Origin of the sequence: Pandoraea soli (assembly GCF_902459595.1) — a bacterium.
Taxonomy (GTDB): Bacteria; Pseudomonadota; Gammaproteobacteria; order Burkholderiales; family Burkholderiaceae; genus Pandoraea; species Pandoraea cepalis.
Genome location: NZ_CABPSG010000001.1, coordinates 262736 through 288571 on the forward strand (window position 1 = coordinate 262736; position 25836 = coordinate 288571).

Genomic DNA, 25836 nt, shown 5'->3' on the forward strand with positions numbered 1-25836 from the left:
GGAAATCGCCGTCCGTGCCGAGAATGGCGGTCCTGCCATGCACGACGCTGACCGACAGCGTCTACGGCTGGCGTGGCGTAAGCTTGCGATGCCCCCAGTGGGCTCGCGTCATGCCGACGTCATGCTGAGGTCACCGCGTCAGCGCTATGATGGCGAACTTTGTGTTGCTGGATAACGTGAGTTGGAACCCTTGAAAACCGACATCGAGACCGTCCCGGGTCCCGCCACGACGCATGCGCGCGCCGCCCTGGAAGTGCTGCGCGCGTTTCTCCTGTTGGGCCTGACCAGCTTCGGCGGACCGGTCGCCCACATCGGTTACTTTCGTCGCGAATTCGTGGAGCGGCGTCGCTGGCTCGACGACGCGAGCTTCATCGATCTGGTCGGGTTGTGTCAGTTTCTGCCCGGACCGGCGAGCAGCCAGGTTGGGTTTTCCATCGGCCTTCAGCGGGCCGGATGGCTGGGCGGCATCGCCGCGTGGTGCGGGTTCACGCTGCCGTCGGTGCTGCTGCTTCTCGTGTTTGCCGTCGTGGCGCCGCACCTGGGCGGTCCGGTCGGCGATGGCGTGCTGCATGGCTTGAAGCTGGTGGCGGTGGCCGTCGTGGCGCAGGCCGTATGGGACATGGCGAGACGGCTATGTCCCGACACGCGCCGCGCGGGGATCGCGTTGGCCGCCATGACAGTGCTCGCGTTGACGACCACCCAGTTTGCGCAGCTCATCGTGATCGTGCTGGGCGCGGGGCTTGGCGTTATGCTGCTGCGCTCGGGCCACGCGATGGCGGCACCGCCGTTGCCCTGGCCAGCGCGATTCCGAATCTCACGTACAGCGGGCGCTGTGGCGCTGATCCTCTTCTGCGTGCTGCTGGCTGGGTTGCCGTTCCTGCGCCATCTCACCGACGAGCGGTCCGTGGCCATATTCGACGGCTTCTACCGATCCGGCGCGTTGGTGTTCGGCGGCGGCCATGTCGTGCTGCCGCTGCTTCAGGCGCAGACCGTGGCGACGGGATGGGTGTCGAACGGCGACTTCCTGGCCGGGTATGGTGCGGCGCAGGCGGTGCCGGGCCCGCTCTTCACGTTCGCGACCTACCTTGGGTGGCGCTCGGGGGGGCCGCTGCATCCGTGGCTTGGGGCCGTGCTTGCGACGGCGGCGATCTTTCTTCCCGGGCTGCTGCTCGTCGTGGCTGCGCTGCCGCATTGGCAGGCGCTGCGTGAGCGTGCGTCGACGGCGGCCATGCTTGCCGGGGTGAATGCGGCCGTCGTGGGCATATTGGCCTCGGCGTTGTACTCCCCGGTGTGGACGAGCGCGGTGCACGGCGCCGCCGATTTCGCGGTGGCCGCGATTGCGTTCGTGCTGTTGACGCGGTGGAAAGCGCCGCCGCTTGCCGTGGTTGCGCTATGCGCTGTCGCCGGCGCGGCGGGGCTGGCCTGACGGGCCTCGATGTTGAATTCCGCCTGACCGATCCGTGCGCGGCGTGGGCCAGGCGGGATGCATCAGGTCGATTCGTTATCGCAGCCGGACACCGGGGGCGAGCCGGCCTCCGTGCGCGATCTTGCTTGCGTGATGTTGCTGAACGGCGGGACGTCTTGCGTGAGCCAGACGTTGCCGCCGATCACCGAGCCTTGTCCGATAGTGACGCGACCGAGGATCGTTGCACCGGCGTAAATGACCACGTTGTCTTCCACGATCGGGTGACGCGGTAGGCCTTTGCGCGGATTGCCGTCGTCGTCGGCCGGGAAGCGCTTGGCGCCGAGCGTGACGGCTTGGTAGACGCGCACGCGCTCGCCGAGAATCGCGGTTTCCCCGATGACCACCCCTGTCCCGTGATCGATGAAGAAGCCGGCACCGATTTGGGCGCCTGGGTGAATATCGATCCCTGTTTCCGAATGGGCTTGCTCGGCGATGATACGGGCGAGCAGGGGCAATTCCAGTCGATAGAGTTCGTGGGCGACGCGGTGGTGAATCATCGCGTGAATGCCTGGGTAGCAGATCAGCACCTCGTCGACGCTGCCGGCGGCCGGATCGCCTTGATAGGCGGCGAGCACGTCACGGTCGAGCAATTCGCGGATAGCCGGGAGGCGTTGGGCGAATTGCTGGATGGTGGCGTGGGCGCGTTCCTCGATGCGTGCGGGCGTGAGGTTGGCGTCGTGGCGGGCTTTATGGCGCCATTCCATGCGGGCTTGTTCGGCGAGACCGTTGAGCACGCTGGTCAGTGTGTGACCGACGAAATAGTTCTCGCCTTGCTGGTGCAGGTCTGGCGGGCCGAGGCGCATGGGAAAGAGCACGCCTTTGAGGGCGCCGATGATATCGGCGAGGTGTTCACGGGAGGGCAGATCGCGTCCACCGGATTCGAGGAGGCGGCGTTGGCCGTCGCGCCAGCGCAGGCGAGCCGAGTGCAGGGAGGAGACGATGTCGTCGATATCGAAAGCGGCCACGAGGGGGGAACTCCTGAAAAGCGGGTGCCGGGGACGGTGTCGTCGGCGGAAAGCGAAAGAAACGGGGGCGCCCGAAAGCGCGTCAACCAAAGAAGGATAACGGGTTTCCAAAGCATCAGTGGCGAAGTGGTTTATTTGGGCGGTGCCGGGCTTGGGTCGTTGGGTGGAGGGACTGGGGGCGTGGAGGGGAGACGGACCGGGGCCCCTTTCTGCAGCGAGTTGGGTTTATGTTTGAGAGGCGGAAAGGGGCCCCGGTCCGTCTGGGGGGCAGGTGTGGAGAGCGTCAAAACGCGCCAAAGAGGCGGACGGAGGCGCCGAATGGCAGACGATCGTTGCGTACGTCGCGTGGGAAGAACCGGAGATGCCAGGTATGAAGCGCCAATTTCGACACCTCAACGTTCCCTACAGATCGCAGTGGGGCGATCCGGCGTTGAACCGAGAGATAAGAAGTGGATGCATGGATCCGTGCGACGACCCTGCTTGGAGAAACACGGGATTCCGGGATGAATCAGCGTATCGATTCTGGAGCCGAAGGGTATGCGGCATCGCATGCCTTGAGTCGATTCTCGATTTTCTAGGGATTGCGCATGAAAATCGAAAGCGCATGCTTGGCGAGGCGATCGATCACGGCGTCTATGAGATAGACGGAGAAGATTCCGTCAAAGGACTGATATACCGCCCATTTTGCCGATGGATTCGTTCGCGGTATCGGTTGAATGCCCGCATCTATGAGGGCGCGCCACTAGCATCGGTGACGCGCGAGATCTCGCCCACTTGCATGATCATGGCGTCGGTGAGTCCCGAGATTGCCACACCCCGGCAACCGAACCATCGACGCGGCGGGCATCTGGTGCTGATTCATGGGGCGGACGCCGGCCACATCTGGTTTCACAATCCGTCCGGCATACCGCCGTTCCAATGCGACGCCAACCTTGCAATCGATCACGCGGAGCGCTTTCATGCTGGACGCGGCCTGCTGATCAATTTTGGCGAAGGCGCAAACGTCCCGCCTCGCCCGGACCAGCTGCTTACAGGGCCCGCTTGACGGTGCGCGCCGCGCCTGAAATATCCTGCCCGACGCCGTCGACCGTATTGCAGCCTGCCAACGAAAGCAGCGAACCGACCACCAGGAAAACCGCCAAAATACGCGCCAACATATCGACCTCGATGCAAAAAACGTAATAACCACGAGTTTCCGGCCACCCTCGGAGCCTCCCAGGGCCCGGAACCCGGCTTCTTGTTGATGAGCGGGGAAGCGACTGCCCTCGCCTCAAAACGATGCGCAATTGTGCTTCAAATTCACCTGAACCGGGGGCAAACATGAAAGCCCCACGTCCCTGCCCTACAACACCGCCAGCGTCCGCCGGATGTGATCGGCAAAAGCGACGCTCAAGTGAGTCGGACGCGCGCGATCGAACTTTACCGTAATCCCGACCGACGGCAATGGCGGCAACGTATCACCTGTAACAATACGTAAATCTGCGGGCACCGCCGTTTGCGTCATCACCGCGAACGCCTGCCCCGAGCGAGCCAGCGCCGTCAATCCCGCCAGATTGCTGCTCGCATAGGCAATGCGGTACGCCCTGCCCGCGCGCGTCAACGCCTCGCATGCCGCCATATGATCCAGCGTATCCGGGTCGGACAACGCCAGCGGCAACGCCACGTCGGGATTCGAAAGCACCGCCTCCAGACCCGGATTCCCGATCCAGACCAACGATTCCCGTCGGATGACGCGCTCATCGTCCACCCCGTCCGGCAACGAAATCAGCGCCAGATCCAACGTGTGACGCGACAGCTGCTCCATCAAGCGCGGTGTTGGCTCGCAAATCACCTCCACCAACGCATGCGGATGCGCCACCGCAAACTCGCGCAACAGATGGGGCAAAAACGCCGCGGCGTAATCGTCCGGACACCCGAATCGAATCGTGCCGCTCAACCCCCGGCCCGACATCTCCGCCATCGCCTCGTCGTGCGCCCGCAAAATCCGCTGGGCATGCCCCAGCAAACGCTCGCCAGGGCTCGTCAACACCACACCGCGCCCCGTGCGCTGCAACAACGGCTGATCGACGATCGCTTCCAGACGCTTCATCTGCTGACTCAGCGCCGACTGCGTTCGTGCGATGCGCTGCGCCGCACGGCTGAGCGAACCCGCCTGCGCAATGGCAACGAACGAACGCAGCAAATCGATTTCCAGGGACAGGCTCAAGATATTAGGCTCGCTTCTATCTTCCATTAGCACTATTCGCTTCCATGAAATCAGAGCGCTGCCTAGACTGCAAGCGGTAAATGCCCCGCCCCATCGCCGTTGCCCATCGGAGACACCTGCATGTCCAAGAACCAAGACGCCGACTTCTGGCGCAACGCCCGGCAACATCTGATCCGTTACGGCGGCACCTTCGAACCGATGATCATCGAGCGGGCGCAAGGCAGCTTTGTCTACGACGCCGACGGCCGCGCCATTCTCGACTTCACCTCCGGACAGATGAGCGCCGTGCTGGGCCATTGCCATCCCGACATCGTCGCCGTCGTCACCGAGTCCATCGGTACCCTCGACCACCTGTTCAGCGGCATGCTCTCCCGGCCAGTGGTCGATCTCGCCAGACGGCTCGCCGACATCACCCCCGAGGGCCTCGACCGGGTCATGCTGCTGAGCACCGGCGCCGAATCGAACGAAGCCGCCATTCGCATGGCCAAGCTGGTCACCGGGAAATTCGAAATCGTCGGGTTCGCCCAATCGTGGCATGGCATGACCGGTGGCGCCGCCGCAGCGACCTACAGCGCGGGACGCAGAGGCGTCGGGCCGGCCGCGGTCGGTTCGTTTGCAATTCCCGCACCGTTGACCTACCGTCCCCGCTTCGGCCCGGCCGGTCAGTACGACTACCTCGCCGAACTGGACTACGCGTTCGACCTGATCGATCGCCAGTCCAGCGGCAACCTCGCGGCCTTCATTGCAGAACCGATCCTCAGCTCCGGAGGCATCATCGAGCTGCCGCCGGGATATCTGGCGGCCCTCAAGCGCAAATGCGATGAGCGCGGCATGCTGCTGATTCTCGATGAAGCGCAAACCGGCGTCGGCCGCACCGGCACAATGTTCGCGTTCGAGCGCGACGGCGTCACCCCCGACATCCTCACACTCTCGAAAACCCTCGGCGCAGGCCTACCGCTCGCCGCCATCGTAACGTCCGCCGAGATCGAGGAGCGCGCCCACGAACGTGGCTACCTCTTCTACACCACGCACGTCTCCGACCCGCTGCCTGCAGCCGTTGGCTTACGCGTACTCGACGTCGTCGCGCGCGATGGGCTTGTCGCGCGCGCCAATGTCATGGGCGAACGTTTGCGCAACGGATTGCTGGGGCTGATGGAGCGCTTCGAATGCGTGGGCGATGTGCGTGGACGCGGCCTGCTGCTCGGCATGGAAATCGTCAAGGATCGTCGCACCAAAGCGCCGGCTGACGGACTCGGCGCGAAGATCACACGCGAGTGCATGAATCTCGGCCTGAGCATGAACATCGTGCAACTGCCGGGCATGGGCGGCGTGTTCCGCATCGCCCCGCCGCTGACCGTCAGCGAAGACGAGATCGACCTCGGGCTGGCGTTGCTCAGTCAGGCCATCGAACACTCACTGTAACGCCCGTCATCCCGCACTAGGGTCCGCGTGGCCAACGCCACGCCACCTAAGCCCTCCCCCCCGATAGCTCCCCCCCCTCCCGCCCCTTCGTTTCCTCTCGCATCCAGATTCGCGCATTTGGCGAAGCCCCCGCAGTTGCGTCATAATTTGCAACTCAGTTGCAATGCAATTGAGTTGCATATATCATTCCCGCCACGCGTTGCCCGTCTGAATCAAAACATTCGCCGTCGCCGCAACCGGCGCGTCCGCGTTCGCGTGTGCGTGCGGGGCGAACGGCATCCACACCCAAAGCACATTGAGGATCGGCATGCTTGCCAGCCCCACACGTCCGCGCTTCGGCGCACTCACCCGTCACGCCCTCGCCGCAGCGGCAGCTTGCGCATTGGCCCCCCACGTATTCGCGCAAACCGCTTCGCCACCCACGGTCACCGACGCCGCGCCTACGGGCAACACAAACGCCTCGCTAGCGGCCACGACCGTCTCGGCCAAGCGCCTCGACGCAGCCCGCAACGCGCTCTCACCCGAGACCGGTAGTTCCGTCTACAACTTCGACCAGACAGATATCCAGACGCAGCCGCTCGGCGCGAATACCCCGCTCAATCAAGTCATGCTGCAGGCGCCGGGCGTAGTGCAGGACTCGTATGGTCAGTTGCACGTGCGCGGCGACCACGCCAATCTGCAATACCGCATTGACGGCGTGATCATTCCGGAGGCCATCAGCGGCTTCGGACAAGCGATCGACGCGCGCATCGCGTCGCAAATCAACCTGATCACCGGCGCGCTCCCCGCGCAGTTCGGGTATAGGACAGCGGGCATCGTCGACATCCGAACCAAAGGCTCCCCCGGCCTGGAAGATGACACCGGCGAGCCCCCCAAGGCCTTCGGGGGCGAAGTCGGTGTCGTGTTCGGCAGTCATGCCGAGCGCCAGGCCAACACACAGCTCTACGGGACCAAGGGGGCGCTAAGCTACTACTTCAGCACCCGTGTGTCCGCCAACGACATGGGCATCGAGAATCCGACAGGGGATCGCAACGCGATTCACGACCACACGAATCAGACGAACGCGTTCGGCATGATGTCGTATCTGCTCAATGCCGATAACCGCGTCTCCTTCATCTTCGGCACGGCCAACAACCGCTTCGAGATCCCGAACCTGCCGGGCGTTGCACCCGCGTATACGCTCGACAACGGCGCGATTCCCGATTCGGCAAGTCTTAATGCCCATCAACAGGAACGCACCGATTTCCAGGTGCTGTCGTGGCAGAGCCATCTGTCGTCGAAGCTCGACACGCAGATCTCGCTGTTCCACCGTACGAGCCGCGTCGATTACACGCCCGATCCCATCGGCGATCTCGCCTACAACGGGGTTGCGTCCAATATCGCACGGCGCAACGAAGCCTACGGCTTGCAAGCCGACAGCAGCTACAAGCTCACCGATCGACACACATTGCGTTTTGGTCTGTTCTTGCAGCAAGAACAGTTCGGCGTGAACAATACGTCGAGCGTGTTTCCCGCAGTGGACGGCCAGCAGACGAGCGGCACCCCGCTGACCATTGTCGACAACGCCAGCGCGCGCGGCACCACCTATGGCATGTATCTGCAGGACGAATGGAAGGCCACCGATCGCCTCACCGTCAACTACGGCGCGCGCTACGATCACGTCAACACCGTCACCAACGAGGGGCAGCTATCGCCCCGACTGGGCCTGACCTACGACTTGACAAGCCGCACCCGGGTTCATGCGGGCTACGCCCGGTACTTCACGCCGCCGGCCACCGAGAAAATCGATACGACCTCGGTCTCGAAATTCCTCAACACCACCAACGCGCTGCCATCCGACGCGAACACCGCAGCGCTTGCCGAGCGCTCCGACTACTTCGATCTCGGCATCTCGCATCAGTTGACGTCGTCGATCACCGTCGGCCTCGACGCCTACTACCGCCGCGTGCGCCATCTGCAGGACGAAGGGCAATTCGGCAACGCGCTGATCTATTCCACGTTCAACTACAACAAAGGCCGCATCTACGGAGTGGAAGGCACACTCAACTATCGTCAGGGCAACGTCGGCGCGTATCTGAACGTGGCCCTCTCGCGCGCGATGGGGCAAGGCATTGAAACAGGCCAATTCAACTTCGACGCCGACGAACTGGCCTACATCAACAGCCATTGGGTGCATCTGGATCACGACCAGCAAGTGACGGCGTCGGCCGGCGTATCGTATCAGTGGGGGCCGACACTGCTCTCGGCCGACGCGCTCTTCGGCTCTGGCCTGCGCAGCGGGTTCGCCAACGCGGAGCACCTGCCGGCGTACCTCCAGATCAACCTCGGTGTCGGGCAAAAGGTAGACATGCCGGGGCTCGGCCGCGTCAACGTGAAGCTCTCGGTCATCAACCTCTTCGACCGCGTCTACGAGCTCCGCGACGGCACCGGCATCGGCGTGGGGGCGCCGCAGTTCGGACCTCGTCGCACGTTCTATCTGGCCATGTCCAAGCCGTTCTGATGACGCCCGCGCCGCTGCCCGCCGCCCGGGCGGCGGCGCGTTGCGTAGCCCGCCCCGTTACGACAGCACTCACGCATCGGGCGGCAGTTGTCGAATGACCGTCGTGGTTTGTCCCGCATAGCCCCAGTTGTCCGTGTCGATCTCCTCGATCACGATGTGCGTGAGGTGCGGCGGCTTGTGCAACACGCGCTCCAGGGTCTCGGTGACTTCACGGATCACCTGTGCTTTCTGCTCGGCGGTATTCCCTTCCCGAGTGATACGAATGCTGACGAACGGCATGATTGACTCCTCAAGATGTCGCGGCCGGTGAATTCACCGAACCGCTGTGCCATGAACAACGAAGGCGAAGCGCCGTGTCGATCAGCGTCCGGCGCTGAAACCGCCGTCCACCGGAAGAATCGTCCCCGTCACATATTCGCTCTGCACGAGGTACTGCACCGCCCGCGCGATGTCCGACACGTCAGCAATGCGTCCGAGCGGATGCATCTGTCCCAGCGCGTCGTGCGTTTCAGGGGCATGCATCGGCGTGTCCACGACCCCGGGGGCTACGGCGTTGACCGTTACACCGTAGGGCGCCAGCTCCAGCGCCAGTGCGCGCGTCGCCTGATTGAGCCCCCCCTTGAGCGCGGCCGCCATCAAGGCAGGAACACTCGAATGCGCCTGCAACGCGATCGACGCGGTCACGTTGACGATCGCGCCACGATGGCGCTCGCTCATGTGGCGCGCCGCGGCTTGTGAGAAGTACAACGCGCCCTTCAAATTCGTGGCGATCTGCTCGTCGATCTCGTCCGGCGTGAAATCCACAAACGGCTTCGCCGTGAAGATGCCCGCGTTATTGACGAGCACATCGACGTGACCGAACGCCTCAATGGCGCGCGCGAAGGCCGCTTCGGCCACCTTGGGGTCGCCAACATCGCCTACGACCGGCAGGAATCGCTCGCCCACCCCCAGCGCCGTGCGCGCCGCGTCGAGCCGCGCGCTACTGCGCCCAGTCCCTACGACGTTGAAACCCTCCTTCAGGAAAGCTTCCGCCAACCCGAGTCCGATGCCACTTGAGGCACCCGTGATAATGGCCGTGCGTTCCGAATTGTTCATGATGTCCATCCTCAACTTGAAGTGGCCTGCCGGGACGGCGGATCATCCATACGCCCCGCGGGTTGAGCACCACTCTATTCGTGAATGAAGACGCGAAAAACACATATGGATACACTTGTCTTTTTACATGATGTAATGAATCGATATGCAGAGGCAATTCGGCGACATCCTGCTCGGCAGCATCGAGTTGTTCTGCCTGGCAGCCGAAGCGGGCAGCTTCACGGCGGCCGCGAACCTGGCGGGGGTGACGCCGGCCGCTGTCAGCCGGTCGATCGCCCGGCTCGAGCAACGCCTCGGGGTACGTCTCTTTGTTCGCTCGACAAGGCGCATCCGTCTGACCGAAAGCGGTAGCACGTACTACGACGAATGCCGATCCGCCCTTGGCATGCTCTCCGAAGCTGAGCACCGTGTTTCAGGTGCCCAGTCGCAGCCATCCGGCACCCTGCGTGTCAGTGTGCCGACGACCTACGCGCACTATCGACTGCTGCCGCTGCTGCCCGCGTTCCAGGCGCAATATCCGCGCATCAAGGTGCACGTGCATGTGAGCAACCGCAACGTCGACCTTCATGAGGAGCGCTTCGACTTCGCCATCCGCTTTCGCGCCCAGCCCGAGTCGAGTATGGTGGCGCGCCCGCTCGAAGACGCCGCACTCGTGGTCGTCGCCCACCCGGATTACCTGAATCGCGTGGGAACACCGCGAACCCTTGACGACTTGGCCGAGCACGACTGCATCGAATTTGACCTGCCGAGCACGGGGCGAGCGATACCGTGGCTGTTCCGCGAGGCGGGCCGCGAGATCGAGCGTGCCGTGAACGGCAACTTTCGTTGCAGCGACGACGTGCTCTCGGGCGTCACACTCGCGAAGGCCGGTGCCGGGCTGTTCCAGACTTACCGCTTCATCGTTGAGGAAGATCTGGCCGCCGCGCGTCTGGTCGAGGTGCTGGCCGCTTATGGGGGACGCTCGCGCCCGGTGAGTCTGATGTACCCCCACAGCAAGACGCTGCCGTCTCGCGCCCGGGTCTTCGTCGAATTCTTGCTGCAAACGTTGGGGCATTCGTCCGCGCCTCGCAACACTGACTTCCGCGCGGCGGCCATTCCCGCCCCCCGGCGCTCGGACTAGACTCGGTCGTAGCCCGCTCCCACGGTTGCACGCCAATTCCTTGCGCAATGCTGAGGTTCCTGTGAAGCCCCCCGTCGACGTGTCCCAATTCGCCTCGGCCGATGCCGCCCACGTAGCCGATGGCGCCAGTTATGCTCAGCGCAACGTTCGGTACTGGCGCCGTAATCTGACTATCGCCGTGTTCGGATCGTTTACTACGTTGGTCAGCTTGAGCATGTTGCTGCCATTCCTGCCGCTCTACGTCCACCAGCTTGGCGTTGCATCGGCGTCGGCCGTCATTCAATGGTCGGGCGTAGCGTTCAGTGCGACGTTTCTCGGCACCGCCGTCACGGCGCCCCTCTGGGGCCATCTCGCGGACCGTTTCGGCCGCAAGCCGATGCTCATCCGCGCGGCCGTCGGCATGGCCATCGTAATGTCGCTCATCGGCGTCGCGCACAATGTCTACCAACTCGTGGGGCTGCGTCTGATTGCTGGCCTGGTCGGTGGTTATGCGTCGGCGTCGACGGTGATGGTGGGCACACAGGCGCCGCGTGAACGCGCGGGTTGGGCACTGGGTGTGCTGTCGACGGGCGCCCTCGCGGGCAGCCTGGTCGGGCCGCTGGTCGGCGGATTGCTGCCACCGTTGCTCGGAATTCGTGGCACCTTCTTCGCCGGCGGTGCGATGATTGCGGTCACGGCGCTGCTCACGATCTTCGGGGTTCGCGAAGACTTCGATGCGTCGCGCGACGGAAAACGCCACGCCCCATCGGTAACGCCGACCAACGATCCCTCGCCGCACGCCGGCAGCATCGCGGCCATTCTGGCCACGGCCATGATGGTATTGCTGGCGAACATGTCCATCGAACCGATCATTACCGTCTACATCGCGCAATTGGGCGTCGACAGCGCGCACCTCACGCGCGTCGCCGGCGTCGTCATGGCCAGCTCCGCGCTGGGCAGCATGCTCACCGCAGCCCGCTTGGGTGCGCTCGCGGATCGTGTCGGGAGTTGGCGCGTTATCGTCGGCTGCCTTGTCGCGACGGCACTGGTCATGGCGCCGCAAGCGTTTGTCACCACATGGTGGCAATTGGCCGCGCTGCGTGTGCTCATGGGCATGACGCTCGCGGGACTGCTGCCCGCCATCGGCAAACTCGCCCGTCACTCGGTCGGCGAGCGCAATACCGGCAAGATGCTCGGCTACCTTCAGTCGGCACAATTCAGCGGCCAGGTGATCGGGCCCGTCGTCGGCGGCCAGATTGCCGTCGCGTTCGGGCTACCGTCGGTATTTTTCATGACGGCAGTGTTGCTCCTTGCCTGCAGTCTGTTGGCGAACGTCGCGCGAACCCGAACTGCCGAACGCGCCCATCGACTCGCCTGACGGCGCGACGCTCACACGCGACCCGACGCATATCCTCGATCTGGATCATTCACCTGGGCTTAATGTCTGATGTTGCGTCAGTTAACCACGAGGCCGCCGCCCCTGCCTACACTGACGCCTTTGACGACGGTGTCGCACCACGCGGGCGCACTGCCATCCGCCGCATTTGCGACGCCGGCGGCCCACGCCCGTCCCCTGCCCGAGACCGATGACCATGACCGCAAAGCCGCCCCTCCCCTCGTCCTCGTTGCCGATGCTCGACACGCCGGCCGCCGTGATCGACGTGCCGCGCATGCAGCACAACATTCGCCGGATGCAGTCCCGTATGGACGCGCTGGGCGTGCGCTTTCGTCCCCACGTCAAGACCAGCAAGTGCGTGGAAGTGGCACGCGCGCAGATCGACGCGGGCGCTGCGGGCATCACCGTCTCCACCCTCAAGGAAGCCGCCCGCTTCTTCGACGATGGCATCACCGACATCCTTTACGCCGTCGGGATGGTCGCGAGCAAGCTGCCGGCCGCCCTCGCGTTGCGACGCCGCGGTTGCGACCTGAAGATTCTCACGGACAGCATCGTATCCGCGCAGGCCATCGCGGCATTCGGCGCTGAATTTGGAGAGACGTTCGACGTGTGGATCGAGATCGATACCGACGGGCATCGCTCGGGCATCGCGCCAGAAGACGATGCGCTGCTCGACGTGGCGCGCGTGCTGCATGAGGGCGGTGCGACGCTGGGCGGCGTCATGACCCACGCGGGCTCGAGCTATGACGTCGACACGCCCGAAGCGCTCGCCGCCATCGCGGAACAGGAGCGCGCCGGCTGCGTGCGCGCCGCCACCCGTTTGCGCGATGCCGGACTGCCGTGCCCGGTGGTCAGCGTCGGCTCGACGCCCACCGCCCTCGCCGCAACGCATCTCGATGGCGTTACCGAAGTGCGCGCGGGCGTGTACGTGTTCTTCGATCTCGTCATGCATAACATCGGCGTGTGCACGACCGACGAACTGGCGTTGAGCGTGCTCACGACCGTGATCGGGCATCAGCCCGAGAAGGGTTGGGCCATTGTCGATGCCGGCTGGATGGCCATGAGCCGCGACCGCGGCACACAAAAACAGAAACGCGATTTCGGCTACGGACAGGTTTGCCGCATCGACGGCAGCCTCCTCCCTGGGTATCAGTTGAGCGGCGCCAATCAGGAACACGGCATTCTGTCGCGCGAAGGCGCGCCGGACCCCGACATCGTCGCGCAATTCCCTATCGGCACCCTGTTGCGCATCCTGCCGAATCACGCCTGTGCCACCGGGGCGCAATTCCCCGAATACCACGCCATCGCCCCAGATCGCGCGCTGGCGGTATGGTCGAGATTGCACGGCTGGTAAGCGAATTCGTCTCGCTGCGCGGCGGGCCTCGGCGCCGCTTTCGCGCGGCCTTGCCTTGATCGATGCCGTGCCCAGCGGGTCGCGTTTTTTCTCCTCCGCAGCGAGCGATTGGCTTATGCTTCAGGCTTTCCCACCCGCACGTCAGTGACCGGAGAAGCCATCAAGGTGCCACGTCAATCCGCCCAACCGACTGTCGAAACGCTCAACGAACAAGGGCCGGCACCGCGCTATCTGCAGCTCAAGCAGTTCATTTGCCGTCAGATCGACAGTGGCGCCTGGCCGCCGCATCACCGCATACCCTCAGAAAACGAGTTGGTCGAGTTCTCGGGCGTGAGTCGCATGACGGTCAATCGCGCGCTGCGAGAACTCACCGCCGAGGGACGCCTCCTACGCATGCAGGGCGTCGGCACGTTCGTGGCCGAGCCGAAATCGCACTCCCCGCTGCTGGCCGTCAACAATATCGCGGACGAGATCGCCGAGCATGGCCATCGCCATCGCGCCGAAGTGAAGCTGCTGCGCGAAGAACTCGCTGGCCCCGAACGCGCGCTCGCGATGGACCTGCAGGAGCGCGAAACGCTGTTCCATTCGGTGATCGTTCACTACCAGGACAACGTGCCGGTGCAGATCGAGGATCGCTGCGTCAATCCCACGCTCGCGCCACACTACCTCGAACAAGACTTCACCCAACTGACGCCCAACGCCTATCTGCAGCGGCTCTCGCCGCTCACGTCGGGCGAGCATGTCGTGGAAGCCGTGACGGCCACGCCCGAGGAAGCGCAACTACTTAACATTGCGCGCACCGAACCGTGCCTGCTGATCCGTCGGCGCACGTGGACGGGCAAGCGCGTGGTCTCCGTTGCCCGGCTGCTGCACCCCGGTTCTCGCCACCGCCTCGAAGGCCGCTTCGGCGCGCCTGAATAAGCCCGCGGCAAGCCAACGATCAGGCACCGATAAGCCAGCGCCGGCGCGTCAGGCCCGGCCGTCCCCTTGGCTCACTAAAGTACGTAAAAACCCTAGTTCACGACAACTTGTATATACAATACTGTACAAGTCATTCTCCGCTCCGAATTAGAGGAACACGTTGTGAGCCAAGTCACCCGATACCGCGATGTCACGATCCGCGCCCCGCGCGGCACGCAGCTCAATGCCCGTAGCTGGCTTACCGAAGCCCCGCTGCGCATGCTCATGAACAACCTGGACCCGGACGTCGCCGAGAACCCGAACGCGCTCGTTGTGTACGGCGGCATCGGCCGCGCCGCCCGCAACTGGGAGTGCTACGACAAGATCGTCGAAACGCTCAAGACGCTGGGTGACGACGAGACGATGCTCGTGCAGTCGGGCAAGCCGGTGGGCGTTTTCAAGACGCATGCCGACGCGCCGCGCGTGCTCATCGCCAACTCGAATCTGGTACCGCACTGGGCGACCTGGGAGCATTTCAACGAACTCGACGCCAAGGGGTTGGCCATGTACGGCCAGATGACCGCCGGTTCGTGGATCTATATCGGCAGCCAGGGCATCGTGCAAGGCACTTACGAGACGTTTGTCGAAGCCGGTCGCCAGCATTACGATGGCAATCTGAAGGGCCGCTGGGTGCTCACCGCCGGCCTGGGCGGCATGGGCGGCGCGCAGCCGCTGGCTGCCACGCTGGCCGGCGCCTGCTCGCTGAACATCGAGTGCCAGCAGACCAGCATCGACTTCCGTTTGCGCACGCGCTACGTCGACGAGCAAGCCAAGGATCTCGACGACGCGCTCGCGCGCATCGCCAAATACACCGCCGCTGGTCAGGCCGTGTCGATTGCCCTGTGCGGCAATGCGGCCGAAATTCTGCCGGAACTGGTGCGCCGTGGCGTGCGTCCGGACATGGTCACCGACCAGACCAGCGCCCACGATCCGCTCAACGGCTATCTGCCGATCGGCTGGACCTGGGACGACTACCGCGAACGCGCCCGCACGAAGCCCGCCGAAGTCGTCAAGGCCGCCAAGCAGTCGATGGCGGTCCACGTCAAGGCCATGCTCGACTTCCAGGCGATGGGCGTGCCGACGTTCGACTACGGCAACAACATCCGTCAAATGGCCGAGGAGGAAGGCGTCGAGAACGCCTTCGATTTCCCCGGCTTCGTACCCGCCTATATCCGTCCGCTATTCTGCCGTGGCGTCGGGCCGTTCCGCTGGGTGGCGCTGTCGGGCGATCCGCAAGATATCTACAAGACCGACGCGAAGGTCAAGGCGTTGATTCCCGACGACGCGCACCTGCACCGCTGGCTCGACATGGCGCGTGAGCGCATCAGCTTCCAGGGCCTGCCCGCGCGGATCTGCTGGGTCGGGCTGGGCTTGCGCGCGAAGCTCGGACTGGCCTTCAATGAAATGGTACGCTCGGGTGAACTCTCGGCACCGGTCGTGATCGGCCGCGACCACCTGGACTCGGGATCGGTCGCCAGCCCCAACCGCGAAACGGAAGCCATGCGCGACGGCTCGGACGCTGTCTCCGACTGGCCGCTGCTCAACGCCCTGCTCAACACGGCGAGCGGCGCGACCTGGGTGTCGTTGCATCACGGTGGCGGCGTCGGCATGGGCTTCTCGCAGCATTCGGGCGTGGTGATCGTGTGCGACGGCACCGACGCGGCGGCCGCGCGCATCGCCCGTGTACTGAACAACGATCCGGCGACGGGCGTCATGCGCCACGCCGATGCGGGCTATGACATCGCCGTCGACTGCGCGCGCGAGCATGGCCTGAACCTGCCCATGCTGGGCGACGCGAAGTAAGCGAGATACTCCAAAAAACTGTCGAATCAAGGAAATCCGTCCATGGCACACCTGTTTGTGACGCCCGGCGCGCTCACGCTCGCGCAACTGCGCGACGTCTTTCAACACCCGACCACTCTCACGCTCGACGAGACCGCCTACGCGGCCATCGACCAGAGCGTGGCCTGCGTGGAAAACATCGTCGCCGAAGGCCGCACGGCTTATGGCATCAACACCGGCTTCGGTTTGCTCGCCACGACGCGCATCGCCAAAGACGATCTCGAGAACCTGCAACGCTCACTCGTGCTCTCGCATGCCGCCGGCGTGGGCGCACCGCTTGATGACGCGCTCGTGCGTCTCATCATGGTGCTCAAGATCAACAGTCTGGCGCGCGGCTATTCGGGGATTCGCCGCAAGGTCATCGATGCGCTCATCACGCTGGTGAACGCCGAGGTCTACCCGTGCATCCCGCTCAAGGGCTCGGTCGGCGCCTCCGGCGATCTCGCCCCGCTCGCCCACATGTCGCTGCTGTTGCTGGGCGAAGGTCAGGCACGTTATCGCGGTCAGTGGATCAGCGCCCGCGAAGCCCTCGCCGTGGCCGGACTCGAACCGCTCACGCTCGCTGCCAAGGAAGGCCTGGCGCTGCTCAACGGCACGCAAGTCTCGACGGCCTATGCGCTGCGTGGTCTTTTCGAGGCAGAGGACATGTACGCGGCCGCCAGTGTTTGCGGCGCCCTGACGGTCGAAGCCATGCTCGGCTCGCGCGCCCCGTTCGACGCCCGCATTCACGCCGCGCGCGGCCAGCGTGGCCAGATCGATGCGGCAGCGCTGTACCGTCATCTGCTGGGCGAGACGAGCGAGGTGGGTGAGTCCCACGCGCACTGCGAAAAGGTGCAAGACCCCTACTCGCTGCGCTGCCAGCCGCAAGTCATGGGCGCGTGTCTCACGCAGATCCGTCAGGCGGCCGAGGTGCTCGCCGTCGAAGCGAATGCGGTGTCGGACAACCCGCTCGTGTTCTGGGAACAGGGCGACGTGATCTCCGGCGGCAACTTCCACGCCGAGCCGGTCGCCATGGCGGCGGACAACCTCGCGCTGGCGCTGGCCGAAATCGGCGCGCTGAGCGAGCGTCGCATCTCCCTGATGATGGACAAGCACATGTCGCAATTGCCCGCGTTTCTCGTGGCCAACGGCGGCGTGAACTCCGGTTTCATGATCGCGCAGGTGACGGCTGCCGCACTCGCCTCCGAGAACAAGGCGTTGGCGCATCCGGCCAGTGTCGACAGTCTGCCGACCTCGGCCAACCAGGAAGATCATGTGTCGATGGCCCCCAACGCCGGCAAGCGGCTTTGGGAGATGGCCGATAACGTCAAGGGGATTATCGCGATCGAATGGCTTGGCGCCTGCCAGGGGCTGGACTTCCGCGAGGGGGTCAAGTCGACCCCGGCACTTGAGCGCGCCCGCGCGCTCCTGCGCCAGTCGGTTCCGTTCTACGATAAGGACCGCTATTTTGCGCCCGACATCGAGGGCGCAAGCGCTTTGATCGCCCAGCGCCAGCTCAGTGCGCTGGTGCCGTCAGGCACGTTGCCTACCGCACCAGTCATCTAAATCGCACAGGCCTCTTCCCCCGCCGGGGCGAAGCGAACTGCGATTCGCGCCACCGGCGGTTGGGGACAGGGTTACCCGTCCCCCCACATTCCCTTGCCGCCCGCGATCGCGGGCTGGCTCATCACGCATTCAGGAGACAGCTTGAAAAACCTGCAACGCAATCTGAGCGCGCGGCACATCCGCTTTCTGGCGCTCGGCTCCGCCATCGGCACGGGCCTGTTCTACGGCTCGGCGTCCGCCATCCAACTGGCCGGTCCGGCCGTAATCCTGGCCTATATTCTGGGCGGCGCCGCCGTGTACATGGTGATGCGCGCGCTGGGCGAGATGGTCGTGCGCCAGCCCGTCTCCGGCTCGTTCGGCCGCTATGCGAGCGACAACCTTGGCCCCCTGGCCGGGTTTCTCACGGGCTGGACCTACATTCTGGAGATGGTCATCGTCTGTCTGGCGGACGTGACCGCGTTCGGCATCTATATGGGATTCTGGTTCCCGGACGTGCCGCAATGGATCTGGGTGCTTGGCATCGTGATGCTGATCTGCGGGCTCAACCTGTGCAACGTGAAGGTGTACGGGGAGATGGAATTCTGGCTGGCGCTGGTGAAGATTCTCGCCATCGTCGCGATGATCGTGGGTGGCGGTGTGATTCTGTTTGCGGGTGTGCAACTCCATAGCGAGCATGCCCCTGCGGTAAGCAATCTCTGGTCGCACGGCGGTTTCCTGCCCAATGGCTGGGGCGGACTCGTGGCGTCGCTGGCCGTGGTGATGTTCGCCTACGGCGGCATCGAGATCATCGGCATTACCGGCGGGGAGGCCAAGAATCCGGAAACCGTGATCCCGCGCGCCATCAACGCCGTGCCGATGCGCATTCTGCTGTTCTACGTGTTGACGATGTGTGTGCTCATGGCGATCTTCCCGTGGACCGGCATTGGCAGCCAGGGCAGTCCGTTCGTGCAGATCTTTTCGGGGCTGGGCATCAAGTCCGCCGCCGCCGTCCTCAATGTGATCGTGATTTCCGCCGCCATCTCCGCCATCAACAGCAATATTTTCGGCGCGGGCCGCATGATGTTCGGCATGGCCGAACACGGTCAGGCGCCTGCCGCGTTCTCGGCAATGTCTCGCCATGGGGTGCCATGGGTCACGGTGCTGGTGATGACGGCCGCGCTGCTCGGCGGCGTGGTGCTCAACTACCTGATCCCGGAAGGCGTGTTCCTGATCATCGCGTCCATTGCGACGTTTGCCACCGTGTGGGTGTGGCTGATGATTCTGCTCTCTCAGGTGGCGATGCGCCGTCGTCTGTCGGCGGCGGAAGTCGCCGCGCTCAAGTTCAAGGTGCCGCTGTGGCCGGTCGGCCCGGCGCTGGCCATCGCGTTCATGCTGTTCGTGATCGGGGTGCTCGGCTACATGGAGGACACCCGTGTCGCGTTGTATGTCGGCGCCGGCTGGATCGTACTGATGTCGGTGGCCTATCAGTTCGGCGTGAAACCCAAGGAAGCGCAGGTGCGCGGCCCAATGACCCTGGAATGAGCCTCTCATGAAACGGACCTACTGGAAACACTGTCACGTCGCGACGATGCGCGATGGCCGTTACCACGCCATCGAAGATGCCGCGATCGTCACATGCGGCAAGCATATCGAGTGGGTCGGCGCGCGCAGCGAGCGCTCGGCCTCGGGCACCGACGCGTGCGTCGATCTGCAAGGGGCGTGGGTCACGCCGGGCCTGATCGATTGCCATACGCACCTGGTGTTCGGTGGCAACCGCAGTCTTGAATTCGAGCAACGATTGCAGGGGGTGAGCTACGCGGACATCTCCGCCGCCGGCGGCGGCATCAAGCACACGGTGCGGCACACACGCGACGCCACCGAGGATGCGCTCTTCGAATCGGCGCGCAAACGGTTGCTTGCCTTGATGCGCGAGGGCGTCACCACGGTCGAGATCAAGTCGGGTTATGGCCTCGATCTGAACAGCGAGCGCAAGATGCTGCGCGTGGCGCGTCGGCTCGGCGAGGCGTTGCCGGTCACGGTGAAGACCACGTGCCTGGCTGCGCACACGGTGCCTTCGGAATTCGCGGGCAAGGCGGACGAGTATGTGAATTACGTCTGCAATGACATCCTGCCCAAGCTCGCGGAGGAGCATCTGGTCGATGCGGTCGATGCGTTCTGCGAGACCATCGCCTTCTCACCGTCGCAGGTGATGCGGGTGCTGCTGCGCGCACAGAAGCTGAAGCTGCCGGTGAAGCTCCACGCCGAGCAACTCTCCCCGCTCGGCGGCGCAAGTCTTGCCGCCGAGATGGGGGCATTGTCGGCAGATCATCTGGAGTATATGAGCGCCGACGACGCCGCCGCAATGGGACGTGCGGGCACGGTTGCCGTCCTGCTGCCGGGCGCGTTCCACATGTTGCAGGAGACGCGTCGCCCACCGGTGGATCTGCTTCGCCGCCACGGCGTCGACATCGCGGTGGCGTCGGATCTGAACCCGGGCACGTCGCCCGCGCTCTCGCTACGCTTGATGCTCAACATGGCCTGCACGCTGTTCGGTTTGACGCCGGAAGAAGCGTTGGCGGGCGTCACGCGCAATGCGGCCAAAGCCTTGGGCATGCTCGGCACGCACGGCACTCTCGAAGCCGGGAAGACGGCGGACTTCGTGGCGTGGGAAATCGATCGACCCGCGGAACTCGCCTACTGGCTGGGCGGCGAGTTGCCGTCTCGGACCGTACGCCACGGCGAGTGGCGCGACCTGGCTTCGGTTTGATCTCGCACGGCGCACAGGAGACTTTCATGGCGAGTCATTTGCAATCGGTGCCCGGCGATCCCCCGGTCTGGCGCGGACGCACGGATTCCGGCGAGCGCGGCGACACGCGCCGGCTGTTCAACGTCGTGCGCGAGATCGATTCGCGCACTGACGCGGCGGTGGGCGGCGCGCCCGTGCTGCTCGGCTTTGCCTGCGATGCGGGCGTCAAACGCAATCAAGGACGCGTGGGCGCCGGTGAGGGTCCGCAAGCGATCCGTCGGGCGCTGGCGAACCTGCCCGCCCACGACATCGCGTGCCTGTTCGACGCCGGTGATATCGCTTGTGACGGCGATGACCTCGAAGCGGCACAAGCAGCACTGGCCGACGCGGTACGCCATGAGCTCGATGCCGGGGCGCAACCGGTGGTGCTGGGCGGCGGTCACGAGATCGCTTGGGGCACGTGGCAAGGACTGCGCGCGCATCTCGACGCGACAGGCGACCGCTCGCGCGTGTTGATCCTGAATCTCGACGCCCACTTCGATCTGCGCACGGCGCGTCCAGGCACGTCGGGCACGCCGTTCGATCAGATCGCGCAGGCCTGCGAAGCGGCTGGACTTCCATTCGACTATGCGTGTCTGGGTGTCAGCCGGTTGAGCAACACTGCATCGCTGTTCGACCGCGCGCGCGAATTGAACGTGATCCACGTGGAAGACACCGAAATGCAAGAGCGGCATCTGGAAGCGCGTCTCGCACAGATTGACGCGTTGATTGCCGACGTCTCACATGTCTATCTGACGATCGATCTCGATGTGCTTCCGGCGCCAGTCATGCCGGGGGTATCCGCCCCCGCCGCGTATGGCGTGCCAGTGTCTGTTGTCGAAGCTATCGTCACGCACGTACGCCGATCAGGCAAACTGCGCGTGGCCGACCTGGCCGAATACAACCCGCGCTTTGACCCGCAAGGCGCAGGGGCTCGCGTCGCCGCCCGCCTCGCTTATCGTCTGCTCTAACGTCTGCCCCATCCGGCCCCCGATACGTCGGGGGGCATCCCGGTGGCGCCGCGTCCGTTTCACGCGCTTCACACGCCTCACCCGCTTCACGCTCCCACAGTCAGACGGACCGGGGCCCCTTTCCGCCTCTCAGACATAAACCCAACTCGCTGCAGAAAGGGGCCCCGGTCCGTCTCTCTCACCGCCCCTCACCACCTCCCCGCACCGCCTCGCCCCACGCCCTCCTCCGATACCTCCTCCGTCTGATGCCCCCGCTTTCACAGACCGAGACGAACGTCGCGCGCCCGTCGCCACCTCTTGCCCCAAATTCCCTCGCCCTAATACAAAGTATTAGTTTTTCTTATGTTGATTTTGTTTTATGGCCCTCAATCCCTACAATTCTTAAAAATTCTTATATCGATTCATCGCGACGCGCCAGAAAGGCCATTTCCGCCCACTGAGACGCGCCGCCCGAACCGGAGACACGCCGATGAAAAAGCGCGCAGACCTCGACGTCAGATCACTTCGGATTTTCGAGGCCGTCGCGTCGGCAGGCAGTCTCTCCATCGCCGCCGATGCCCTGGGCGTCACGCAATCTGCCATCTCCCAAGCCATCGCCCAAATCGAACAGACAGTCGGCACGCGCGTGCTCGATCGGTCACGCCGCCCACTCAAGCTCACCCCCGCCGGACTCGCGCTCTCACGCCATGCGCGTCAAATTGTGGACGACATGGACCGCCTTATCGCTCAGGTGCAGGACGCCGACGTCGCCAGCCGTGCCGCGGTGCGCGTGGGCATGATCGATTCCTTCGCCGCGACGGTTGGCCCGTCCATCGTACGGCAGATGTCTGACAGCACCAGCGAGTTGCTACTCTGGTCGGGCCTTGCCAACGGCCACGCGCAGGCGTTGCTCGCCCGCCAGCTCGATCTGATCGTGACAAGCGATCCGATGCATGACATGGAGCGCCTCGTGCGCCGCCCGATCTTCACGGAGCCGTTCATCGTCGTCGTGCCCAAAGCCCGCGAGGCCGATCTCGCACAGGCCGATTTGAGCGAACTGATCCGCACGCTGCCCCTGATTCGCTTTTCGGGCCGTTCGCACTTCGGCGCCGTGATCGAACGACACTTGCGCCGCACCGGCCATTCGCCTCGCATGCATCTCGAAATCGATACGTCGGATGTCGTGATGTCGATGGTCGCCGCCGACCTCGGCTTCACGATTGCCACGCCGCTGTGCGTGTTGCAGGGCCGTGCGTCGCTGCCGCACGTGGCCGCACTGCCACTGCCGGGCCCCGCCCTGTCTCGCACCATCTATCAGGTATCGCGCGAGGGCGAAGTCTCGGAGATGGCCTCGCAGTGCTTTCTGGCCGGCCGAATGGCCCTCGCGCAGGAAGCGTTTCCGGAACTGCGACGTGTCATGCCCTGGCTCGGGGAACGGCTGGCGCTTTGCTGAGCCTGGCCAACGATTGTCAACCACCGCCCCGGGCGCCGGGCCAGATGAATTTCACCTGAAGCGCGCCCATCGTTCAACGCGAATAACACATAACCTACCAAGGAGACACGCATGAACCTGTCACGACGCAACTTTCTTCACACCGGTGCCGCCCTGTCGGCCGCCGCTGCCGCCGGCAGTCTGTCCCTCCCGGGTATCGCCCGCGCGGCGAACGCGACCCCGGTTCAGTATGGCGGTTCGGCATGGCTGGGCCACTACCCGGCCTACCTCGCCATGAAGTCGGGGGCGCTCGCCAGCGCCGGCATTGACCAGCAATGGCAGTCGTTCGGCACGTCGTCGGCCCGCATGAGCGCCGTGCTCTCGGGCGGCATCGATATCGCCTGTACGGGCATCGTCTCGGCGCTCGCGCTGATGGCCCGCGGCTCGAGGCATTTTTCCATCGTTGCAGTGCCGGAGAGCTTCGGCCGCGTCGAGGGACTGTTCGTGCGTGAGGGCGTGAATTCGTTGCAGGACCTCAAGGGCAAGAAGCTGGGCGTCACGTTTGCTTCGAGCGCTCACTTGCTCGTGCTTGATCTGCTGGGCACGGCGGGTCTGTCGAACGACGTTACGGTGCTCAATGTGCCGGCCCCCGAGTTGCCCGGCGCCATTCAATCGGGACAGATTGATGCCGCCGCCGCGTGGACGCCGCAGTTCAACCGCATTCGCGCGATGTCCGGCATGAAGCTGCTGGCCGACGATACGCAGTTTTCGCTCTATAAGAAGTATCACGTCACGCCGGGCCCCGATGTGCTCATCGTGCGCAATGCCTGGGCCGAGAAGAACGCCGACGTGGTTCGCAAATACCTCAAAGTGTATTTCGATGCGTGCCAGATGCTGCACGACAAGCCGGACGACGCCGCGCGCTCGCTGATCCCGCTGACCGGCATGTCGGCGCTCGACCAGATCGAGACGGTCAAGGGCGCTGAGTGGTACGGCCTTGCGCAGCAAACGCAATTGCTCAAGTCGCCCGGCAGCTATGTCGACGGCCTGCAACGCCTGGCGGAAATGCTCGTCACGTACAAGCAGATCGACAAGGCGCCGGCCGTGCGCCAATGGATCAACACGTCGTATCTGTAATTTTCCCCGGCTGGATCAGTGCGCCGGTGTCGACTTAACACGGTGTCGGCGCACGCTCGAGGAGTCTGATTGTGAATCATCGTCAACCGTCCCGCGCCACGTTGCTGGGGGTGGGATTTGTGTCCGTTGTCGTGTTCCTGCTCGCATGGGAAGCGGCTTGCCGAACCGGGATCGTCGATCCCCTGTTCCTGCCGCCACCGTCGGCCGTCGGGGCACGTATCGTATCGATGCTGTCCGACGGTACGCTACTCGCCAACGTGCTCGCCTCCACGCGCCGCGTGATGATGGGCTTCATCGCCGCCACCGCCGTGGCCATTCCGCTGGGGATCGTGCTCGGCACGTCGAGCTACGCGCGTGCGGCGTTCGACCCTATCCTGTCGTTCCTCCGACCGCTGCCGTCGATGAGCTGGATTCCGCTCTCGTTGTTGTGGTTCGGCATCTCCGAGACGCAGAAGTACAGCATCGTGTTCATGGGGACATTCGCCCCGGCGCTCGTCTATGTCATCGAAGCCACGCGCAACGTCGACCCGCTGCTGATTCGCGCCGCGAAGAACCTGGGGGCAAGCAACGCGCAAGTCATGCGAGAGGTGATCCTGCCCGCGAGTCTGCCGCAGATTATCAGCGGTATGAAGATCATTCTCGGCCTGTCGTGGACGTGCGTGATCTCCGCCGAGCTGGTCGCCGCACGTGAGGGCCTGGGCTTCCTCATCATGAACGGCAAGGAGTTCTTCCAGACGGAAGTGGTCGTGCTCGGCATGGTCATGATCAGTGTCACCGTGCTGGTGACGGATGTTGTCTTTCGCGCCATCGAGCGCAAGGTGTTGAGGTGGCAGGCATGAACGATAGAGTTGATTCCCACGCCGGCGCTGCGCATACGACCACCGCCGGAACCGAAAGCAACGCGCAGACGATGATCGCCGTCGATGGCGTATCGAAACGTTACGACGACTTTCAGGCGCTCGAGCGTGTGGACATGAATATTGCACGCGGCGAGTTCGTGGTGTTGCTCGGGGCATCGGGCTGCGGCAAGTCGACGCTGCTGAACCTGATCACGGGCTTCGATGCCCCGACAACCGGGCGCATCCTCGTGAACGGCCGCGAGGTCAAGGGCATCGACCCGCATTGCGGCATGGTTTTCCAACAGTACGCGCTGTTCCCGTGGCTGAGCGTGCTCGATAACGTGGCGTTCGGCCTGAAGATGAAGGGCATTGACAAGGCGACCCGCTACGCCACGGCGCGACGCTACATTGAGATGGTCGGCCTCAAGGGCTTCGAGGATCGCTATCCGAAGGCGCTCTCGGGCGGCATGCGCCAACGTGTGTCGATCGCCCGCGTGCTTGCGAACGACCCGGACGTGATTCTGCTCGACGAGCCGTTCGCCGCCCTCGACGCGATGACGCGTCAGGTGTTGCAGGAGGAGTTGCTCCAGATCTATCAGAAGAGCGGCAAGACCATCGTCTTCATCACGCACTCGATCGACGAAGCCCTGATGCTCTCGACGCGCATGGTGATCATGAGCGCGCGACCGGGGCGCGTGGCCTGCGACCTGCCGAACGATCTGCCGATGCCACGCGACGCGCAGGTTCAACTCTCGCCGCGCTACAACGAACTCAAATCGCAAATCTGGAACACCGTGCAAACCGAAGTCATGCGCAGCCTGGAAAGCCAGGCGGCATAAGGCTCGGCAAGCGCCACCGCTTCTTT

Annotated in this window: 22 protein-coding genes; 17 read left to right on the forward strand and 5 right to left on the reverse strand. The window is 64.2% G+C overall.

What is annotated here, in order from left to right; genetic code table 11:
* Positions 1 to 190: 190 nt before the first annotated feature.
* A complete protein-coding gene (gene chrA, locus PSO31014_RS01030) occupies positions 191 to 1426 on the forward strand; it encodes a chromate efflux transporter (protein ID WP_174976364.1) in 1236 nt (411 codons plus the stop codon).
* A 62-nt stretch (positions 1427 to 1488) separates the two neighbouring features.
* On the opposite strand, the gene epsC is transcribed toward chrA, so the two are convergent.
* A complete protein-coding gene (epsC, locus tag PSO31014_RS01035; RefSeq protein WP_150550391.1) occupies positions 1489 to 2430 on the reverse strand; it encodes a serine O-acetyltransferase EpsC in 942 nt (313 codons plus the stop codon).
* Positions 2431 to 2800: 370 nt separating this feature from the next.
* Between epsC and PSO31014_RS01040 the strand changes: the two genes are divergently transcribed.
* Positions 2801 to 3475 (forward strand): C39 family peptidase, encoded by a 675-nt coding sequence (locus tag PSO31014_RS01040; protein ID WP_174976330.1) that lies wholly within the window; start codon positions 2801 to 2803, stop codon positions 3473 to 3475.
* Here PSO31014_RS01040 and PSO31014_RS22800 read toward each other — a convergent pair.
* Entirely contained in the window at positions 3459 to 3587 is a 129-nt protein-coding gene (locus tag PSO31014_RS22800) for a hypothetical protein (RefSeq protein ID WP_017232138.1), read from the reverse strand. The two genes, PSO31014_RS01040 and PSO31014_RS22800, sit on opposite strands and share 17 nt — an antisense overlap.
* A 185-nt stretch (positions 3588 to 3772) precedes the next feature.
* Positions 3773 to 4663 (reverse strand): LysR family transcriptional regulator, encoded by an 891-nt coding sequence (locus PSO31014_RS01045; RefSeq protein ID WP_150549903.1) that lies wholly within the window; start codon positions 4661 to 4663, stop codon positions 3773 to 3775.
* A gap of 93 nt (positions 4664 to 4756) precedes the next feature.
* Between PSO31014_RS01045 and PSO31014_RS01050 the strand changes: the two genes are divergently transcribed.
* Together PSO31014_RS01050 and PSO31014_RS01055 are read left to right on the forward strand one after the other, a co-directional pair.
* Positions 4757 to 6058: an aspartate aminotransferase family protein gene (locus PSO31014_RS01050; protein WP_150549904.1), complete on the forward strand. Its 1302-nt coding sequence runs from the start codon at positions 4757 to 4759 to the stop codon at positions 6056 to 6058.
* A gap of 307 nt (positions 6059 to 6365) precedes the next feature.
* On the forward strand, positions 6366 to 8558 hold the full coding sequence (locus tag PSO31014_RS01055; protein WP_150549905.1) for a TonB-dependent receptor: 2193 nt from the start codon (positions 6366 to 6368) through the stop codon (positions 8556 to 8558).
* Between the two features lie 69 nt (positions 8559 to 8627).
* Here PSO31014_RS01055 and PSO31014_RS01060 read toward each other — a convergent pair whose 3' ends face one another.
* Both PSO31014_RS01060 and PSO31014_RS01065 read right to left on the reverse strand, forming a co-directional pair.
* Positions 8628 to 8837, reverse strand: a complete 210-nt coding sequence (locus PSO31014_RS01060; RefSeq protein ID WP_150549906.1) for a tautomerase family protein — start codon at positions 8835 to 8837, stop codon at positions 8628 to 8630.
* A gap of 81 nt (positions 8838 to 8918) precedes the next feature.
* Positions 8919 to 9653 (reverse strand): SDR family NAD(P)-dependent oxidoreductase, encoded by a 735-nt coding sequence (locus PSO31014_RS01065; RefSeq protein WP_150549907.1) that lies wholly within the window; start codon positions 9651 to 9653, stop codon positions 8919 to 8921.
* 145 nt (positions 9654 to 9798) lie between these two features.
* Between PSO31014_RS01065 and PSO31014_RS01070 the strand changes: the two genes are divergently transcribed.
* The 13 genes from PSO31014_RS01070 (at position 9799) to PSO31014_RS01130 (ending at position 25810) form a co-directional block, all read left to right on the forward strand.
* Positions 9799 to 10773 (forward strand): LysR family transcriptional regulator, encoded by a 975-nt coding sequence (locus PSO31014_RS01070; RefSeq protein WP_150549908.1) that lies wholly within the window; start codon positions 9799 to 9801, stop codon positions 10771 to 10773.
* 79 nt (positions 10774 to 10852) lie between these two features.
* A complete protein-coding gene (locus PSO31014_RS01075) occupies positions 10853 to 12130 on the forward strand; it encodes an MFS transporter (RefSeq protein ID WP_150550392.1) in 1278 nt (425 codons plus the stop codon).
* A gap of 208 nt (positions 12131 to 12338) precedes the next feature.
* Positions 12339 to 13502, forward strand: coding sequence for a DSD1 family PLP-dependent enzyme (locus PSO31014_RS01080; RefSeq protein ID WP_425494830.1), 1164 nt, complete (start codon positions 12339 to 12341; stop codon positions 13500 to 13502).
* Positions 13503 to 13667: 165 nt separating this feature from the next.
* The gene (gene hutC / locus PSO31014_RS01085) at positions 13668 to 14423 is read left to right on the forward strand and encodes a histidine utilization transcriptional repressor HutC (protein WP_150549909.1); all 756 of its coding nucleotides are present in this window, start codon (positions 13668 to 13670) and stop codon (positions 14421 to 14423) included.
* 162 nt (positions 14424 to 14585) lie between these two features.
* Positions 14586 to 16265: a urocanate hydratase gene (gene hutU / locus PSO31014_RS01090; protein WP_150549910.1), complete on the forward strand. Its 1680-nt coding sequence runs from the start codon at positions 14586 to 14588 to the stop codon at positions 16263 to 16265.
* A gap of 42 nt (positions 16266 to 16307) precedes the next feature.
* Positions 16308 to 17849, forward strand: a complete 1542-nt coding sequence (gene hutH, locus PSO31014_RS01095; RefSeq protein WP_150549911.1) for a histidine ammonia-lyase — start codon at positions 16308 to 16310, stop codon at positions 17847 to 17849.
* 141 nt (positions 17850 to 17990) lie between these two features.
* On the forward strand, positions 17991 to 19370 hold the full coding sequence (locus tag PSO31014_RS01100; RefSeq protein WP_150549912.1) for an amino acid permease: 1380 nt from the start codon (positions 17991 to 17993) through the stop codon (positions 19368 to 19370).
* Between the two features lie 7 nt (positions 19371 to 19377).
* On the forward strand, positions 19378 to 20595 hold the full coding sequence (gene hutI / locus PSO31014_RS01105; protein WP_150549913.1) for an imidazolonepropionase: 1218 nt from the start codon (positions 19378 to 19380) through the stop codon (positions 20593 to 20595).
* 26 nt (positions 20596 to 20621) lie between these two features.
* The gene (gene hutG, locus PSO31014_RS01110; protein WP_150549914.1) at positions 20622 to 21584 is read left to right on the forward strand and encodes a formimidoylglutamase; all 963 of its coding nucleotides are present in this window, start codon (positions 20622 to 20624) and stop codon (positions 21582 to 21584) included.
* Between the two features lie 469 nt (positions 21585 to 22053).
* Entirely contained in the window at positions 22054 to 23016 is a 963-nt protein-coding gene (locus PSO31014_RS01115; RefSeq protein WP_150549915.1) for a LysR family transcriptional regulator, read from the forward strand.
* A 111-nt stretch (positions 23017 to 23127) separates the two neighbouring features.
* A complete protein-coding gene (locus tag PSO31014_RS01120) occupies positions 23128 to 24132 on the forward strand; it encodes an ABC transporter substrate-binding protein (RefSeq protein ID WP_150549916.1) in 1005 nt (334 codons plus the stop codon).
* A gap of 71 nt (positions 24133 to 24203) precedes the next feature.
* A complete protein-coding gene (locus PSO31014_RS01125) occupies positions 24204 to 24971 on the forward strand; it encodes an ABC transporter permease (protein WP_425494831.1) in 768 nt (255 codons plus the stop codon).
* A 71-nt stretch (positions 24972 to 25042) separates the two neighbouring features.
* Positions 25043 to 25810: an ABC transporter ATP-binding protein gene (locus PSO31014_RS01130; protein ID WP_150550394.1), complete on the forward strand. Its 768-nt coding sequence runs from the start codon at positions 25043 to 25045 to the stop codon at positions 25808 to 25810.
* Positions 25811 to 25836: the final 26 nt, after the last annotated feature.